Origin of the sequence: Neobacillus niacini (assembly GCF_023715785.1) — a bacterium.
In the GTDB taxonomy this organism is placed as follows: domain Bacteria; phylum Bacillota; class Bacilli; order Bacillales; family Cytobacillaceae; genus Neobacillus; species Neobacillus niacini_E.
On record NZ_JAMBOX010000018.1, the window covers coordinates 37972 to 55261 of the forward strand.

Genomic DNA, 17290 nt, shown 5'->3' on the forward strand with positions numbered 1-17290 from the left:
TACCCTTATTGAACATCGTTGTAATTAACAGTTTCTTCGGCAATCTCTTGCGAATCGCGCCACACCTTGTAGCTCGCTGTTTTACCTTCGGCAATGATTAATTTAATTTGGCGTCTTGTCGTTTCTGTGATAAAGAATCGGTCCGCAGGAACAGTCGGATTGTGGTCCATATCATCAATATAGATGATGACCTCCTGTTTTTGTCCCGGCTGGCCAGGAATAGGCGGGACAAATTCAATGGTTACTTCCTTGCTATATTCTTTCGGTGGTTTTTCTTCTTTTCCTTTTGAAACAATCACGGCAACCTTGTTGCCTTTTTGCAACTCTGTTCCCTGTTTTGGTTCTTGCGAGATAATCATGCCTTTGGGAATCGTGTCGTTATATTGTTCCTGAGAAGCATCTAAGGTTAAACCGACTGAGGCGGCATAATCCTGAGCAGCTTTCACGCTATATTGCGTTAGGTCCATGAGGACAATTTTTTCAGGCCCTTTGCTTACCTCTAACTCCAAAATAGTATCCTCGGGAACGACTTTTTTACCTGGTGCCGGATTCTGGCTAATAATTGTCCCAGGTTCACTATCATCGTGTTTTTCAATCTTTTTTATGTCTTTAAAATCCAATTTTTCCAACAGTCTAACGATATCATCAAATTGGCGGTCAACATAATCATCAAGCTCATATTTTTCTTTGCCACTGCTAATATACAGTGTCACTCTTGCATGTTCCTTAACGGTTGTGCCTGCTGGTGGATTTGTCTTGATAACCTGTCCTTGTTTGACTTTTTCATCTGTAAGTTCAATTGTTTTATCGATATTCAGGCCTTTTAGTTTAAGCTTTGAGATCGCATCTTCTTCATTCATGCCGCTTACATCCGGAATCTTAATATCTTTTGCCTGCAGCATCCCCGAGATGAAGAAGGCCGACAATCCGAGCAGGATGAGTGCTAGAAGTACGGAAATCAAAATGATCGGCCACTTTTTCCGCTTCTTGCCCGGTTTTTTCTCCTTATTTGAATGAGCTGCTGAATCACTTTTCTCACTGCTATGAACCAGTGTTTCGTCGAGATTTTTTAACGGTTTGTCATTGGTAATGACAGGGATGGCCTTCGTAGCCTCGTCATCAACCGGGATGACAAACTTCGGTTCATTCATTCTTTCGGGATCAAGCGCCGTTCTTAAGTCTTCCTCCATTTCATCCACACTATTATAGCGATGGAATGGGTCTTTGGCGGTCGCCTTTAAGACGATGTTTTCCACACTTTGTGGGATGTTTGGATTCCATCTCCTGACTGAAGGCGTTTCGGATTGCAAATGCTTTAAGGCAATTGAAACTGCCGATTCTCCCGAAAATGGGAGCCGGCCGGTCAATAATTCAAACATGACAATGCCTAAAGAGTATATGTCTGATTTACGATTGGCCATACCGCCGCGTGCTTGTTCTGGAGATAAGTAATGAACCGAGCCAAGGACTGAATTTGTTTGGGTGATGCTTGTGGCCGTCAAAGCCATGGCAATGCCGAAATCAGTAATTTTGACATTACCGTCATGGTCAATCAAAATGTTCTGCGGTTTTATATCCCGATGAATAATATGGTTGTGGTGTGCATGAGAAATGGCTGAGGTCAATTCTCTCATAATTCCGATCGTTTCTTCGACTCGAAGAGGCGAGTTTTGCTGTATGTATTGTTTCAATGTTGTCCCATCAACATACTCCATCACTATATAATAAAGATCGTCTTCTTCACCGACATCATAGATGTTGACAATGTTTGGATGGGCAAGGCTTGTCGCCGACTGGGCTTCCCTGTGAAATCTCCGAATAAACTCCTCGTCATTGGCGAAGTCGAGCCGGAGCATTTTTACGGCAACATCACGGTCGAGAATCATGTCATGTGCCAAGTAAACATTGGCCATACCGCCGCCGCCGACCATATTTAAAATCTTGTAGCGTCCGCTTAATCTTTTCCCAATCATCATTTAGCAATCACCCTCACTGCACTCGGAAAACTTTACAATCGAAAGCGTAATATTATCTTCTCCACCGTATTCATTTGCGAGTGAGATAAAGGCTGCGGCTTTTTGCTCCAGCTGCTCGTCATTCAAGAGAATTTCCATCATTTCTTGTTCACTTACTTTATTGGAAAGCCCATCTGAACATAGTAGCAGAATATCGCCTTCTTCGAACATAATCGTTTTCAGATCCATTTCGACCATTTTTTCAGTGCCCAGTGACCGGAGCAGGACATTTTTACGAGGATGGTGTTCCGCATCCTCCTTCGATATTTGCCCGGTACGGACCAATTCATTGACGAGCGAGTGATCTTCGGTGATTTGTTTAAAGCCTGACTCATTTAACAAATACCCGCGGCTATCCCCAATGTGCGCCAAGGTGGCAAACGTATCCGTTGTGATTGCGGCAACGATCGTCGTACCCATCCCAAAGCATTCGGAATGGGTAGCGGCATGTTCAAACAAAAGTCCGTTGACAATCGAAATATGTTCCATTAGCCATTTTTCGGCAGCATCCGCAGTTTTAATACCCTTGGACTCCTCCCAAGCGTTTTTCAATTGAGTCACTGTCATGTTACTTGCCACATCGCCGGCGCGATGCCCTCCCATCCCGTCAGCAATAACGGCAAGAAGGCTGCCATCGAGATTTTGAAAGACACCGCCGGCATCTTCATTGTGAACCCGCACTTTCCCTCTGTCTGTTAGAAATACCGCTCTCATACGATTACATCGTCTCCTCTTTCCGCTCCTTTGCCCGGAGCTGACCACATGCAGCATCAATGTCATGACCGTGCTCTCGGCGAATAGTTACATTGATTCCATGGTTTTTTAATGTTTTTTCAAAGGCAAAAATCTTGTCTTTTGGGGTCCGGACGTAATCCCGCTCAGGGACATAGTTTACCGGTATCAAATTGACATGGCATTTCAAACCTCTGATTAGGGCAGCCAATTCCTCCGCATGCTCGACTGTATCATTTACCCCGCCGAACAAACCATACTCAAAGCTGACACGACGACCCGTCTTATCGATATAATACCTTACTGCTTTCATTAAGTCATCAAGTTTATAGGCTTTGTTGATCGGCATAAGCCTAGTGCGAAGCTCGGTATTCGGGGCATGCAGGGAAATCGCAAAATTGATCTGCATATTTTCATCGGCAAATTGATAGATTTTTGGAATAATCCCGCTCGTCGATACCGTGATATGGCGCGCGCCGATATTAAGTCCATTCTCATGGTTAATGATTTTTAAAAACGACAGCATGTTATCGTAGTTATCAAAGGGCTCGCCGATTCCCATGATCACAACAGAACTGACTCGCTCCGCTGATTCATCAAGCGCCTTTTGAACCTTGACTACCTGGGCAACAATTTCCCCTGCTTCCAAATGCCGCTTCAGTCCGCCAAGTGTGGAAGCGCAGAAGGTGCAGCCAATCCGGCAGCCCACCTGGGTTGTGACACACACGGAATTTCCGTAATCATGGCGCATCAGGACTGTCTCAATGGAGTAGCCATCATGAAGTTCAAATAAAAATTTGATGGTTCCATCTGAGGAGGTTTGTTGAATCACCGTGTTTAATGTTGTTATTTGGAAATGATTCGCTAGCTGTTCTCGCAAACCCTTAGATAAATTGCTCATCTCTTCAAATTCGATAGCCCTTTTCTTATAGAGCCAATCAAAGATTTGCTCTGCCCTAAACGGCTTTTCACCGTGATCCTTAAGCCACTCTCGAAGTTCATTCAGCTGCAATGAGTAGATGGATTGTTTTTTTTCCAATGTTGTATTTGTCTCTGTTGTATTTAATTGCTCCAATACTTACACCTTCCTTTTCAGTACCGCAATATAAAAGCCGTCCGACCCAAAGTCCTGCGGGAATATTTGCAAATCAAAGCCGGTAATCAGCGGTTGGACCGCCTCGGGCATCCGAGTTTTGAAGGATAAATCCCCTTCAAATTCCGGGTTGGTTTCTAAAAATGTCTTAACAGTTTGTTCATTTTCCTCTTTGTCTACTGTACAGGTACTATAAACAAGGGTGCCGCCTTTTCTCAGAAGCGAAGCAACAGACGTTAGTAAATCCTGCTGAATACTGCTCAATCGGTCTAAATCCTTTTCAGTCTTCGTATATTTCATATCCGGCTTTCTTCGCATCACCCCGAGGCCTGAACAGGGTGCATCAAGCAATATTCGATGGAATGTTTCATGCTTGAACTTTTCCGGTAAAAGTCTTGAATCGGAAACATTCGTTTTTACATTTGATAACCCTAGCCTGCGGGCATTTTCATTGATTAACCGGACTTTGTGCTGGTGAAGGTCAACTGAAATCACCTCGCCAGTATTTTGCATTTTTTCAGCGATGTGCGTACTTTTGCCTCCAGGGGCAGCGCACGCATCAAGGACAAATTCGTTTTCCTCAGCGCCTAATGCATAGGTGGCAAGCATCGAACTTTCATCCTGGATGGTTAACATCCCATATTTATAGGCCATGCTGGATGCCAGGTTCCCTTTTAATGCCCTGATTGCTTCGGGAATAATCGGGCTTTTTTCAATTTGATAGCCTTCTTCTTCAAGAAGCTGGACACATTCAACCCTCGAAATCTTCGTGAGATTGACTCTGGCTGTTTGCATTGGTGCTGTTAAATTAATCTCACACATTTCCTTCGTTTTATCATAGCCAAATTGGTTAACCCATCTTGTTACCAACCATAGTGGGTGACTGGTTTCTAATGATAATCTCTCAACCGGGTCATTGACTTCACTTAAAGAGGGAAGCCCCTCTCTCTGTATGCTCCGCAACACCCCATTTACCAAACTAGCAATCCCTTTATGCCCGCGTTTTTTGGCAATTTCCACCGCTTCATAGATTGCGGCGCGATCGGGGATTCGATCAAGATAAACCATTTGGTATACCGTAAGTCTTAGTAAATGAAGAATCCAATCGGCCAGCTTTTTATTGTCCTTCACAAACGGCTTTAGAAAAAAATCCAGCGCCATTCTTCTTTGCAATGTTCCGTAGGTCAATTCTGTTAATAAGCCAACATCGACAGGCGACAATTCATTTTTTTCAATTGTACTGTTTAAAAGCAAATTGCTGTAAGATTGATTTTTCTCAATTGATGTTAATAAGTCCAATGCAGTTTCACGTACATTTTTTTTTGCCTTTATTGTCATATCATTCTCCTAGCTTGCTTCCTGCTGTTAATTTGGAGCCTGCGCCCCTTAAGAATTGTTCACCTGTCATTTTTGTCTTCCCGGCTGGCTGAAGCTGCGTTATTTTAATGGCTGTTTCATTGCCTGTGCTGACAATGGGTCCATCAGGGTCAATTTTAATGATAGTGCCAGGTTCCGTATTTGCGGGTCCTTTTACTTTTTCCCCTTGCCAAATTTTTACCGTTTGGCCATCCAATGTGGTAAAGGCAACCGGCCATGGATTTAATCCACGTATGTGATTATAAATTTCTTCCCCGGGCTTGTTCCAATTTATTTTCTCCTGCTCCCGTTTAATATTTGGAGCAAAGGTCGCTTCTGCGTCATTTTGTGGGATCGGCTCCAATTTGCCCGAAAGAAGCGGAGGCAGTGTTTCCGACAACAGTTTGGCTCCAGCAGCGCTAAGCTTATTATGAAGGGTGCCTACATTATCTTCATTAGTGATCGGAACCTCAACACTGGCTAGCATATCGCCTGCATCCAATTTCTCTACCATATACATAATCGTGATTCCTGTTTTTGCCTTTCCTTGCATAATCGCATAGTGAATCGGAGCTCCGCCGCGGAGTTCCGGAAGCAAGGAAGCGTGCACATTAATGCAGCCATGGGCGGGAGCATCCAGCAATTGTTTTGGCAAAATTTGGCCGAATGCCGCGGTTATGATTAAATCCGGCTTTAACGCTATGATTTTTTCCAGTTCTTCCGGCTGGCGGATTTTTTCAGGCTGCAACACTGGAATTCCCTGTTTTACTGCTTCCACTTTAACGGGGGGCGGGGTCAGCACCTTTTTTCTGCCAACCGGGCGGTCAGGCTGGGTCACGACACCGATTACTTCATAGCCATCCTCAATAATTTGCCTTAAGATGGGTACTGAAAAATCAGGCGTGCCCATAAATACAATCTTCGTCATTTTACGCTTCTTCTCCTTTTAACTCGTCTTCCTCTAGATACCTAATAACCTTTGATGTAAATAGGATTCCATCCAGGTGATCTATTTCATGCTGAATCGCTCGAGCAAGAAACCCTTCCGCTTCCAGTTCATACTGTCTGCCTTTGCGATCATATGCCTCGATTTTCACGTAATTTGGTCTTGTTACTTCTCCAAATAATCCCGGAAAGCTTAGGCAGCCTTCCGGACCAGTTTGTTCTCCGGAAGTATTCAGGATTTTCGGGTTAATCATTTCGATTGTACCAGCTTCGTCATCAATATCGACAATTGCGACTCGCGCATCCAGACCGATTTGTGGTGCAGCAAGGCCGACACCATCATGTTCAATCATCGTATCGTACATATCATCAAGCGTTTTTGCAAGTTTTCGGTTAAACACTGTTACCTCTTTACATTTCGTCTCGAGGATGTCAGCGGGGTAGTTTACTATCTTTCTTATTGCCAAAATCTTTCCTCCGTTAATTCAATCTCGTGCATATATATATTAATCATTTTTACCAGATTACATCAGGATAAACGGGTTAACATCAACCGAAACCAACAGGCCGTTTTTTGCTTCTTTCTGATACTGGTCCAGAATCGTCTTTAACGTTCTGGTCAGGTTCGGTTCCCGTTTGTATTTTATCAGACATTGATAGCGGTATCTATTATTTATCCTTGCAATTGGCGATACGGCGGGCCCTAAGATCACCGCCTCATTTGACAGCTGTGAGCGCACATAGTTTGTGATCTTTTCCGTTGCGGATACCACAGTCAGCAGCTGCTCATGGCTAACAGTAATTAGTGATAAATAATAAAATGGAGGGTAATGGTGCATCCTCCGGACCAGCATTTCTCGCTGGTAAAACTGATCGAAATCCTGGTGCCCAGCAAGTTCAATGCTGTAGTGCTCGGGGGTATAGGTTTGAATGATGACCTCCCCCGGCAGTTGATGGCGTCCAGCCCTGCCGCTTACCTGCGTCAATAATTGAAAGGTTTTTTCAGACGAACGAAAGTCCGGAAGATGAAGCATCGTATCAGCCGATAACACTCCAACTAGCGTGATATTGGGGAAATCGAGGCCTTTGGCAATCATTTGCGTTCCTAATAATATATCGGCTTTCCCTTCCTGAAACTCCTTTAACAGCCGCTCATGTGCCCCTTTCCGGCCTGTCGTATCGACATCCATACGTATTACTCTTGCCTCGGGAAGAATTTTCCCCAGCTCGTCTTCCACCTTTTGCGTGCCTGTGCCAAAATAACGGATATATTCACTTGAACACTCGGGACAGACTTTTGGCACGATTGTTTCGTACCCGCAATAATGGCATTTCATCTGTACTCCGGCGCGATGATAGGTGAGGGAAATATCACAGTTTGGGCAATTTACCACATAGCCGCAATCGCGGCACATCACGAACGACGAGTGGCCACGTTTATTTAAAAACAACACGGTCTGCTGCTTTTTGGCAATCCTGTCTTGCAGCAATTCAAACAATTTTCTGGAAAACATCGAGCGGTTTCCCGCTCTTAGTTCCTCCCGCATGTCGATAATTTCTACTGCGGGGAGGGGCTGATTGTTCATCCTCGTAGGCAGCGTCAATAAATGATAAACATTTTTCTGCGCTCTGGCAAAGGACTCCAGCGATGGCGTGGCGCTGCCAAGCACAACCGGGCAGTTATTGGTTTGGGCCCTTCTGATTGCCACATCGCGGGCGTGATAGCGCGGCATATCCTCCTGCTTATAGCTTGTTTCATGTTCTTCATCAATAATAATGATGCCAATATTTTCAAACGGCGCGAAAATAGCTGACCTGGCCCCCACCGCAACCTTGACCTCTTTGCGCTGAATTTTCCGCCATTCGTCATATTTTTCTCCGGCCGATAACCCACTGTGCAGGACTGCCACCAAATCGCCGAATCTGCCCTTAAACCTGTTCACCATTTGCGGTGTTAATGAAATTTCCGGAACCAGTACAATCGCTTCTTTTCCTTTGTCAATGACTTCCTGGATCGATTGCAGATAGATTTCAGTTTTTCCGCTTCCGGTTACCCCGTATAGCAAAAATACTTCGTGTTCATTTTTTTCAATGGCAGTCAGGATTGGTTTGATTGCTGTCGTTTGGGCATTCGTTAATGGCAGAGGAATGGTTCTTTCAAAGGATCGGTGCTCGAAAGGATCCCTGTAGATTTCCATATCAAACTCAGCAACGAGCTGTTTAGACGCGAGTGCCTTCACAACTGCTGATGACACCTTTAATTCGGCGGTTAACTGCTTTAATTCAATGGGCTGATTATGGTCTAAAAAAAATCTTAGAATTTGTTTTTGTTTCTCAGCGTTAGCGGGCAACCCTTCCAGTTCCTTTTTTATTTCTTCGGGGCTAACAACCGGTTTAACGAATTTGACCTGTTTTTTCCTAACCTTGTCTTTTACCAAGTAGATCACTTCAAGCAGTCCTGCCGCCGCCTCCCGCTGCAGCAGCGGCACAATATTATGTTCTAATGCCATCGTCCAGTCTAGCATTTGCCCTGTTTCAAAATAGCCCCTTAGTTGCACAGGCAATTGTTCAGGCTCTACCCCGGCAGCCAGCCGCACCTTTTTTTCATACTTTGCCTTTAGGGCAGCCGGAAGCATTGCCTGGTAAGCGAAGATTTTAAAACAAAGCGTTTTGTCAGTCAGCCAATCACCAAGTTCAAGTAATTCCCGATTTAAAACTGGCTCAATGTCCATTGGCTCAATAATTTCCCTAAGCTGTTTAATTTCGGATTCTACTTTAATGCCGGTCACAAATCCTTGAATGTTTCTTGGTCCAAAAGGAACAATCACTCTCATGCCCGGCTGAATGACATCCTGCCATTTTTCTGGAATCAAATAGTCGTATGACTTATCCGTTTGTTTTGTCGGTACATCCACAACCACACTGGCAATTTTCATTAGTTATTCATATCCTTCAATAGTGCTTCAATTTCCTCGATGATTTTTCCAGCAACTGCCGCTTTTGACATTAATGGTAATACAACACTTGAACCATTCCGTTTAAACATCGTCACAATATTTGTATCCGTGCCAAATCCCGCCCCGTCAGCTTTGACATTGTTGGCGACAATCATATCGGCATTTTTCGCAGATAGCTTCTTCCTGGCGTAATCGTCGACATCGTTCGTTTCAGCCGCAAATCCGATTAACAGTTGATGTTCCTTACGTTTACCGAGCTCAAACAAAATATCCTTTGTTCTTTCTAGCTCAAGGATTGCATCGCCTGTCTGTTTCTTTACTTTATGGTCATGAACCATTTTCGGGCGGTAGTCCGCCACGGCAGCTGTTTTAATGACAACATCCGCTTCGCTAAAATGTTCCAGGACAGCCTGATACATCTCTTCAGCGCTTTCCACTTTGACAAGTTCAACTCCAGCAGGAACCTGAAGACTAACGGGTCCTGAAACCAGGATAACTCGGGCGCCTTGTTTCTTGGCTTCCTCTGCCAACGCATATCCCATTTTTCCACTTGAATGATTTGAAATAAACCGGACTGGGTCAATTTTTTCCCTTGTTGGCCCCGCGGTAAGCAAAACCGTTTTTCCGACTAGCCGTTTTGCTTCCCTTCCTGCGAAATATGCCTGGATTGTCGAAACGATTTTTTCAGGTTCTTCCAATCTGCCTTTGCCGACATAACCACAGGCAAGATATCCTTCGCCCGGCTCGATAAATTGGCAGCCGTATTCTGCTAAAATCGCCAAATTTCTTTTAACAGCAGGGTGGTCATACATATGAACATTCATCGCAGGAGCAATCCACACTGGAGCGGAAGTGGCTAGAAGGGTGGTAGTAATCATATTGTCGGCAATTCCTCCCGCCAATTTTCCGATAATATTGGCTGTTGCCGGGGCAACCAAAACCAGGTCAGCCCAGTCTGCAAGATCGATATGGGCAATGACTTGCGGATTTTTTTCATCAAATGTGTCAGTATACACATCATTTCGTGATAAAGCCTGAAAGGTTAATGGGGTGACAAATTTTGCCGCGGATTCGCTCAGGACCACTTTTACATGTGCCCCCGCCTGAACAAGCTTGCTTGTCAGGGCCGCGGCCTTGTATACGGCGATTCCTCCCGTGACACATAGCAGAATTTTTTTATTGTTAATCATGGTTATCCCCCGCTCTCGATACAGTTTCTCTTCCTTCTATTATGCTGGAATAGCAACATTTTTTCACGTTTTTCCTTCTAATTATCGACAGATTTCTTCATTCAACAGAAGGCGGTGTGATCAGAGCCGCGCTACCCTACATTCATTTGACAAAATGTATATCTCCACTCAGGTTTGTCTGAACTACTAAAAATATGCGGCGCTCCGCCCCTGCACAAAAAAAAGGCTGACAGTAAAGGAATTATCCTTTATTGTCAGACCTTTCTATCAATTAATTATTCGGATGGGCTATCCGCTTTTTTGGCAATTCGGTAGGTCAACTCGCCGCTATAGATTTCTTCAAGTGCCTTTCCAACATGCTTATGGGAAACATATTTCGGCAGTCTTTCATCTTTTATCTGCGACATGACGCGGGCTCGCTTGGCTGCCACAGAAACTAGTGAATATTTTGAGTCAATTTTTTCAAGTAATGAATCAATAGAAGGATATAGCATATTAGTCAACCTCCAACAATTTTTTATAGCGATGTTCTACTCGAACCCGGCGGCAATGCTCCGCTGTTACAATCGATTTTATTCGATCGCAGGCTCGCTCAACCTGATCGTTCTCCACCACGTAATCATATAATTCCATCATTTCAATTTCTTCACGTGCCGTCAACATCCGGTTTTGGATGATATCCTCTGTTTCAGTACCTCGGGTTACAATCCGATTTTTTAGTTCGGAAAGGCTCGGCGGCATAAGGAAGATAAATAAGCCCTCTGGGAATTTTTCGCGAACCTGACGGGCACCCTTTACCTCAATTTCAAGAAAAACATCCTTGCCGCTGTCCAGGGTTTCGCGGACATAATCCACCGGCGTTCCGTAATAGTTGCCGACAAATTCAGCATATTCTAGCAGCTTATCATTCCGGATCAATTCCTCAAATTCTTCCCTTGTCCTAAAAAAGTAATCGACCCCATCCACTTCACCGGCGCGCGGCTTTCTTGTCGTAACAGAAATCGAATATTCAAATGCCGTATCGGGCTGCGAAAAAATCTCTTTACGGACGGTTCCTTTACCGACCCCCGATGGTCCTGACAATACAATCAGCAATCCTTTTTCTTGCATGCTTATTAAATCCTACCCTTCATCAATAGTGTCCTCGCGATCCGTCAAGCGATGGGCAACCGTTTCCGGCTGTACCGCGGACAGGATGACATGGTCTGAGTCCATGACAATCACCGCGCGAGTCCGCCTGCCATATGTAGCATCAATTAGTGACCCTCGATCTCTGGCATCCTGGATAATTCTTTTTATCGGCGCCGACTCAGGACTAACAATTGAAATAATTCGATTAGCCGAAACAATATTGCCAAATCCAATATTAATTAACCTAATAGCCATGATCATCATCCAATCATCAATAATATATTTTGACCGTGCCGAACCTTTTCTAAACGCCTATTCAATATTTTGAACCTGCTCCTTTAACTTCTCTAGCAGACTTTTTATTTCAACGACGTTTTTGGCTATGGTTGCATCATTGGCTTTTGAGCCGATGGTGTTTGTCTCACGGTTCATTTCCTGAACAAGAAAATCAAGCTTTCGGCCGATTGCTTCGTCCTCATTGAGCGTCTGGACAAACTGCCCGATATGGCTCTTTAATCGGGTGATTTCTTCATTAATATCGGCCTTCTCGGAAAAAACAGCAACCTCCGTTACAAGTCTCGTTTCGTCCAACTGTCCATTCGCAAATTCTTGCATTCTCTTTGTCAACCGATCTTTATAGAGTTGAATCACAGCAGGGGCAAACTTTTGCAATTCTGCCAGCAAAAATTCGACTTGGGCAATGATGTCAAGTAAGTCTTTCTTTAACTCTGCCCCCTCAGCCAAACGCATCTTCTTGAGCAAGGTAACAGCTTCTTCCACTGCGGCTAGCACCAGCCCATCAAGCTGTTCATTTTCAGCTTCACTTTCTTCAATATGTACAAGGTCAGTCCGACCCAACAAGTCTACGAGCTTTACCGGGCCTTCAATCCCGTACTTGCTTTGTGCTTGTTTAATAAATTGAAAGTATTCTTCAATTAATTTCCAGTCTACCTGCAATTTGCGGGAAACGACACCTTGTCCCTCCAAACTGATATAAACCTCTATTCTGCCGCGACGGATATGTTGGTTAAGTGATTTCTTTATTTTGTCTTCTATTTTTAACAGCTGCCTCGGCATACGGATATTGAATTCGCTAAAACGGTGATTCACCGTTTTAATTTCCACATTGACAGTGCACGATTCGGATTCGGCCCTTGCCCTGCCGAAGCCTGTCATACTAAAAACCATTTATTGCACATCCATTCTATAATAAATGTTCAGCGCTTTAATATAATGGAAAAAACCCAAAAAGGCAATAGATTGGATTCTATTACCTTTTGGATTATAACACACTTTATTTCGTTTTTCTTAATAAAAATGAGCCGGCCAGCAAAAAAGTTGGAATGGCGGATAACCCGACAATTAACAGCCAATCCTTGGCCGCGATCGGCAGCGTATGGAATACCGGCTGCAGCGGCGGGTAATAGATCACGACAAACATCAGCAGCAAGGAAGATATTACTGCCCAAACCAAGTATGGATTGCCGAATGGATTTCTTGATAACACTGATTTTTCACTGCGGCAGTCAAACACATGAATCAGCTGTGCCATGACCAATGTGGCAAACGCAACCGTTTGAGCATATTCCAGCTGTGACGGGTCGTTATGATAGACAATCATAAAGGCCATCAAGGTTACAAGCCCGATTAAGAACCCCCGGGAAAGCACCTTCCAGCCAAGTCCGCGGGAAAATACCCCCTCATTCGGACTCCTTGGTCCCCGCTTCATTACATTTTCTTCCGGACGATCAAGTCCAAGGGCCATTGCTGGCAGTCCATCCGTCACCAAGTTTACCCAGAGGATTTGGATCGGAACGAGCGGCAGCGGCAGTCCCAGCAGCATCGCAAACAACATCACCAAGATCTCACCAACATTGGATGCCAACAAATAACGGACAAATTTACGAATATTTTCATAGATATTTCTGCCTTCTTTAATTGCAGCTTTAATGGTGGCAAAATTGTCATCCAATAGCACGAGCGCTGAAGCTTCTTTAGCGACATCCGTCCCGGTTATCCCCATCGCTACACCGATATCGGCCGCTTTTATTGCCGGAGCATCATTGACGCCGTCTCCGGTCATTGCGACAATATGGCCGCGATTTTGCAGGGCATTGACAATTTTCAGCTTATGCTCGGGCGATACCCTGGCGAAAACGGACACGTCCTCGACCACTTCTTCTAGGGCCGAAACAGACATTTCCGACAATGCTTTGCCATCTAGAACTTTGCTTTTCTTCGTTAAAATCCCAAGCTGTGCGGCGATGGCTTTAGCGGTAATGATATGATCCCCGGTGATCATAACCGTTTTAATCCCAGCTTCTTTACACTCCTGGACCGCCGCCTTCACTTCCGGTCTTGGCGGATCAATCATCCCCTGGACACCGATAAAGGTCAATTTGCTCTCCGCTTCCTGCTCACTAAAAATAATTGTATTGGCCGAAATCGGCTTAAAGGCAATCGCAATTGTCCTCAGTGCCTGTGAAGCTAGATTGTCGATTGCAGTCTGGACCTTAATTTGTGTTTCCTTATTCAAATATTGGGTCCGGCCATCCCATAGAATCGATTCGCTGATCCCCAGAATAACATCCGGGGCGCCTTTGGTGACAATGAAATGCCGACCCTGTTTATCTTTAACATGGATGCTCATCATTTTTCGTGCTGAATCAAACGGAAATTCCTTGATGATGGTGAATTCCTCCAACAGCTTCGGCCTATTAAATCCGGCCTTCATCGCACTGACTAGCAAAGCCCCTTCTGTCGGGTCACCATCAAGTGTGTATTGGTTCTCTTTCAGGTTCAATTCTGAATGATTGCAAAGCATGCCAAAAATGAGCATTTGCTGCAGGGCTTTTTCTTCCCGAGGCTGAACCTTTTGTTCATTTCGGTAAAAATCGCCTTGAGGCTGGTAACCGACACCATCGACAGTCCACGTTTGCCCGCCACTCCAGAGATGAGTAACTGTCATTTTGTTTTGAGTCATCGTCCCTGTTTTGTCGGAACATATTACCGAGGCACAACCGAGCGTCTCCACAGCAGGAAGCTTGCGGACAATCGCATTTTGCTTGATCATTTTTTGCACGCCAAGCGAAAGCGCCACGGTAACAATCGCCGGCAGTCCTTCAGGTATCGCCGCCACGGCAAGCGAAACCCCAGCCAGGAACATTGTATAAATGTCGTGCCCTTGAATCACACCAACTACTACCACGAGAACCGTTAACAATAGCGCAACGGTTATTAGAATTTTCCCTAATTGGGCAAGGCGCCGCTGCAACGGGGTTTCCTGTGCTTCAGCGCTCTGCAGGAGCCCGGCAATTTGCCCCATTGCCGTCTTCATGCCTGTTGCAATCACGACACCCATTCCGCTTCCCCGGGTAACCATCGTTCCCATAAACGCGGTATTTTCCATATCACCAATGCCTGGATTGGCTTGAGCCAACGGGTCTATATTTTTTGCAACAGGAACGGATTCTCCTGTCAACGCAGATTCCTCTATCTCCAAACTGTTAGACTCGATAATCCGGACATCGGCGCCGATTCGGTCACCGCTCGAAAATTTCAAAATATCTCCGATGATAATTTCTTTGGAGGGAATCTTCACCCATTTTCCTTCCCTAAGCACATGAACCTGCGGCGCTGACAGCTCTTTTAAAGCCTGGAGGGATTTTTCCGCCCGCCGCTCTTGATAGAAACCGAGAATGCCATTTATAATGACAATCGCGATAATCGCAATCGCATCAATATATTCACCCAACAGTCCTGATATTAAAGTTGCAGCAAGCAGCACCAGGACCATGAAATCTTTAAATTGGCTGAAAAATAACAGTAAGGCCGATTGCTTTTCCCCTTCTTCCAGTTCGTTTAATCCATGTTGTTTTAACCTTTGGTTAACTTCAGTTTGTGATAACCCAGCCGAAAAGTCGGTTTCTAAAGCCTTTTCTACTTGTTTTATCTCCATCTCATGGAACTTCATCCGACCATCTCACTTCCCCCTTTAAGAATTCAGACATGCTCTAAGAAAGCTTATTCGGGGTCGTCCAAAAAAATGCTATCGGAATGGATTATTCCGGAGGTATTTGCGACAGAACATTATAAAGTAGGATATAATGAAGTCATATGTATTAGTAAAGGATGTTTTCCATGTCATTTGATGGTTTATTTACAAAAGCGATGGCCAATGAACTTTCCCGGGCCCTTAAAGGTGGCCGGATCAATAAGGTTCATCAGCCCTATAAAAATGAAATTATCCTGACGATCCGGTCAGGCGGGGTCAACCATAAACTCCTGTTGTCGGCCCATCCGAGTTATGCCAGGGCCCAGCTGACAAACGAAGCTTATGAAAACCCAAGCGAACCGCCAATGTTTTGCATGCTGCTTCGAAAGCATATTGAGGGCCATATTGTCGAGGATTTATATCAAGTCGAGACAGAGCGGATGATCATTTTGGAGGTCAAAGGCCGAAATGAAATCGGTGATGTATCGTATAAACAGCTTATTATTGAAATTATGGGGCGGCACAGCAATATCGTGCTTGTCGATAAGACGCGCAATCTCATTCTTGACAGCATCAAGCATGTTTCGTTTGCGGTCAACAGCCATCGGGCGATCTTGCCTGGCCAGTCATATGTTTTCCCGCCGGAGCAGCATAAGCAAAATCCATTTTCAGCGACGGCCGAGGATGTTATGCAAAAAATTGATTTTAACGCCGGACGTATCGACCGCCAACTAGTAGAACAGTTTGCCGGAATCTCCCCGCTGTTCGCCAAGGAAGTGATTTTTCAAAGCGGAATAGCTAACCGAACGACGGTGCCGCCTGTTTTTATCACGTTGATTAATCAGATTTCTTCCGGCGATCTTAAACCAGCAATAATGGCTGCTGCAAATAAAGAAGTATTTTATCTGTACCCGCTTCAGCATGTCAACGCGGAGGTCCGTAGTTTTGCCACATTAAGCGAAATGCTGGACCGTTTCTATTTTGGCAAGGCCGAACGCGACCGCGTCAAGCAGCAGGGGCACGACATCGAACGGCTGATTGCCAATGAAAAAGAAAAAAATGAAAAGAAAATCGAGAAGTTGGAAGCTACGCTTAAGGACGCAGAGCAGGCGGAGAAATTTCAGCGTTACGGCGAATTATTAACCGCCAATTTATATGCCGCCAAGAAAGGCATGAAGGAAATCGAAGTGCTCGATTATTACGATGAAGCAGGCGGGACCATTGTCATTCCCCTTGACCCTAGGAAAACGCCGTCCGATAACGCACAAAAATATTTCTCCAAATACCAGAAGGCGAAAAATTCCGTTTCGATTGTAATGGAGCAAATCGAAAAGGCACGAGAAGAGGCGGCCTATTTTGACAGCCTGCTGCAACAGGTACAAACCGCCTCGCCGAAGGATCTTCAGGAAATCCGCGAAGAGCTGGTTGAAGGCGGATATATTCGCGAGCGCCAAAAACGGCATGGCAAAAAGGTGCAAAACGCGCGGCCGGTCCTGGATCATTTTATCGCCTCAGACGGTACGGAGATAATTGTTGGAAAAAATAATAAGCAAAATGATTATTTAACCAATAAGCTGGCCGCCCGCGATGAAATTTGGCTCCATACGAAGGATATTCCCGGTTCGCACGTGGTCATCCGTAGCAAGGAGCCCGCTGAAGAGACGATCTTGGAAGCGGCGATGCTGGCGGCCTATTTTAGCAAGGCACGCAATTCGAGTTCGGTGCCGGTTGACTTTACAAAAGTGCGCCATGTGAAGAAACCAAACGGGGCCAAGCCGGGATTTGTGATTTATGACAATCAGCAGACGGTGTACGTCACCCCGGATGAGGATACTGTATTAAAATTGAAGAAAAATGGCTGATATAGTGAGGAAAGC

The 17290-nt window shown here is 44.9% G+C and carries 14 protein-coding genes; 1 reads left to right on the top strand and 13 read right to left on the bottom strand.

The window, feature by feature from the left end; genetic code table 11:
• Nucleotides 1-5: 5 nt before the first annotated feature.
• The 13 genes from pknB to M3234_RS24050 all read right to left on the bottom strand — a co-directional run bounded on the left by pknB (nt 6) and on the right by M3234_RS24050 (nt 15392).
• On the bottom strand, nt 6-1976 hold the full coding sequence (gene pknB, locus M3234_RS23990) for a Stk1 family PASTA domain-containing Ser/Thr kinase (protein ID WP_262307139.1): 1971 nt from the start codon (nt 1974-1976) through the stop codon (nt 6-8).
• Entirely contained in the window at nt 1977-2729 is a 753-nt protein-coding gene (locus tag M3234_RS23995; protein WP_262307140.1) for a Stp1/IreP family PP2C-type Ser/Thr phosphatase, read from the bottom strand. It lies immediately after the preceding gene.
• A 4-nt stretch (nt 2730-2733) separates the two neighbouring features.
• Nucleotides 2734-3822 carry a dual-specificity RNA methyltransferase RlmN gene (gene rlmN, locus M3234_RS24000; RefSeq protein ID WP_262307141.1) on the bottom strand — a complete coding sequence of 363 codons (1089 nt, stop codon included), beginning with the start codon at nt 3820-3822 and terminating at the stop codon, nt 2734-2736.
• A 3-nt stretch (nt 3823-3825) separates the two neighbouring features.
• Nucleotides 3826-5178 (bottom strand): 16S rRNA (cytosine(967)-C(5))-methyltransferase RsmB, encoded by a 1353-nt coding sequence (gene rsmB, locus M3234_RS24005; RefSeq protein ID WP_262307142.1) that lies wholly within the window; start codon nt 5176-5178, stop codon nt 3826-3828.
• Nucleotide 5179: 1 nt separating this feature from the next.
• Nucleotides 5180-6124: a methionyl-tRNA formyltransferase gene (gene fmt / locus M3234_RS24010; protein ID WP_262307143.1), complete on the bottom strand. Its 945-nt coding sequence runs from the start codon at nt 6122-6124 to the stop codon at nt 5180-5182.
• 1 nt (nt 6125) lies between these two features.
• Entirely contained in the window at nt 6126-6608 is a 483-nt protein-coding gene (gene def, locus M3234_RS24015) for a peptide deformylase (protein WP_262307144.1), read from the bottom strand.
• Nucleotides 6609-6665: 57 nt separating this feature from the next.
• Nucleotides 6666-9077: a primosomal protein N' gene (gene priA / locus M3234_RS24020; RefSeq protein ID WP_262307145.1), complete on the bottom strand. Its 2412-nt coding sequence runs from the start codon at nt 9075-9077 to the stop codon at nt 6666-6668.
• Entirely contained in the window at nt 9077-10288 is a 1212-nt protein-coding gene (gene coaBC / locus M3234_RS24025) for a bifunctional phosphopantothenoylcysteine decarboxylase/phosphopantothenate--cysteine ligase CoaBC (RefSeq protein WP_262307146.1), read from the bottom strand. Before coaBC ends, priA begins: the two co-directional genes overlap by 1 nt.
• Nucleotides 10289-10563: 275 nt before the next feature.
• Complete coding sequence (gene rpoZ, locus M3234_RS24030; RefSeq protein WP_066318348.1) at nt 10564-10782, bottom strand: DNA-directed RNA polymerase subunit omega; 219 nt, start codon at nt 10780-10782, stop codon at nt 10564-10566.
• Between the two features lies 1 nt (nt 10783).
• A complete protein-coding gene (gene gmk / locus M3234_RS24035) occupies nt 10784-11398 on the bottom strand; it encodes a guanylate kinase (protein ID WP_262307147.1) in 615 nt (204 codons plus the stop codon).
• Between the two features lie 12 nt (nt 11399-11410).
• A complete protein-coding gene (gene remA / locus M3234_RS24040; protein ID WP_066318345.1) occupies nt 11411-11674 on the bottom strand; it encodes an extracellular matrix/biofilm regulator RemA in 264 nt (87 codons plus the stop codon).
• A 57-nt stretch (nt 11675-11731) separates the two neighbouring features.
• The gene (locus M3234_RS24045; protein WP_262307148.1) at nt 11732-12607 is read right to left on the bottom strand and encodes a YicC/YloC family endoribonuclease; all 876 of its coding nucleotides are present in this window, start codon (nt 12605-12607) and stop codon (nt 11732-11734) included.
• Between the two features lie 106 nt (nt 12608-12713).
• Nucleotides 12714-15392: a calcium-translocating P-type ATPase, SERCA-type gene (locus tag M3234_RS24050; protein ID WP_262307149.1), complete on the bottom strand. Its 2679-nt coding sequence runs from the start codon at nt 15390-15392 to the stop codon at nt 12714-12716.
• Between the two features lie 167 nt (nt 15393-15559).
• Here M3234_RS24050 and M3234_RS24055 point away from each other — a divergent pair, with 167 nt between their 5' ends.
• On the top strand, nt 15560-17275 hold the full coding sequence (locus M3234_RS24055; RefSeq protein WP_262307150.1) for an Rqc2 family fibronectin-binding protein: 1716 nt from the start codon (nt 15560-15562) through the stop codon (nt 17273-17275).
• The last annotated feature ends 15 nt before the right edge of the window (nt 17276-17290 follow it).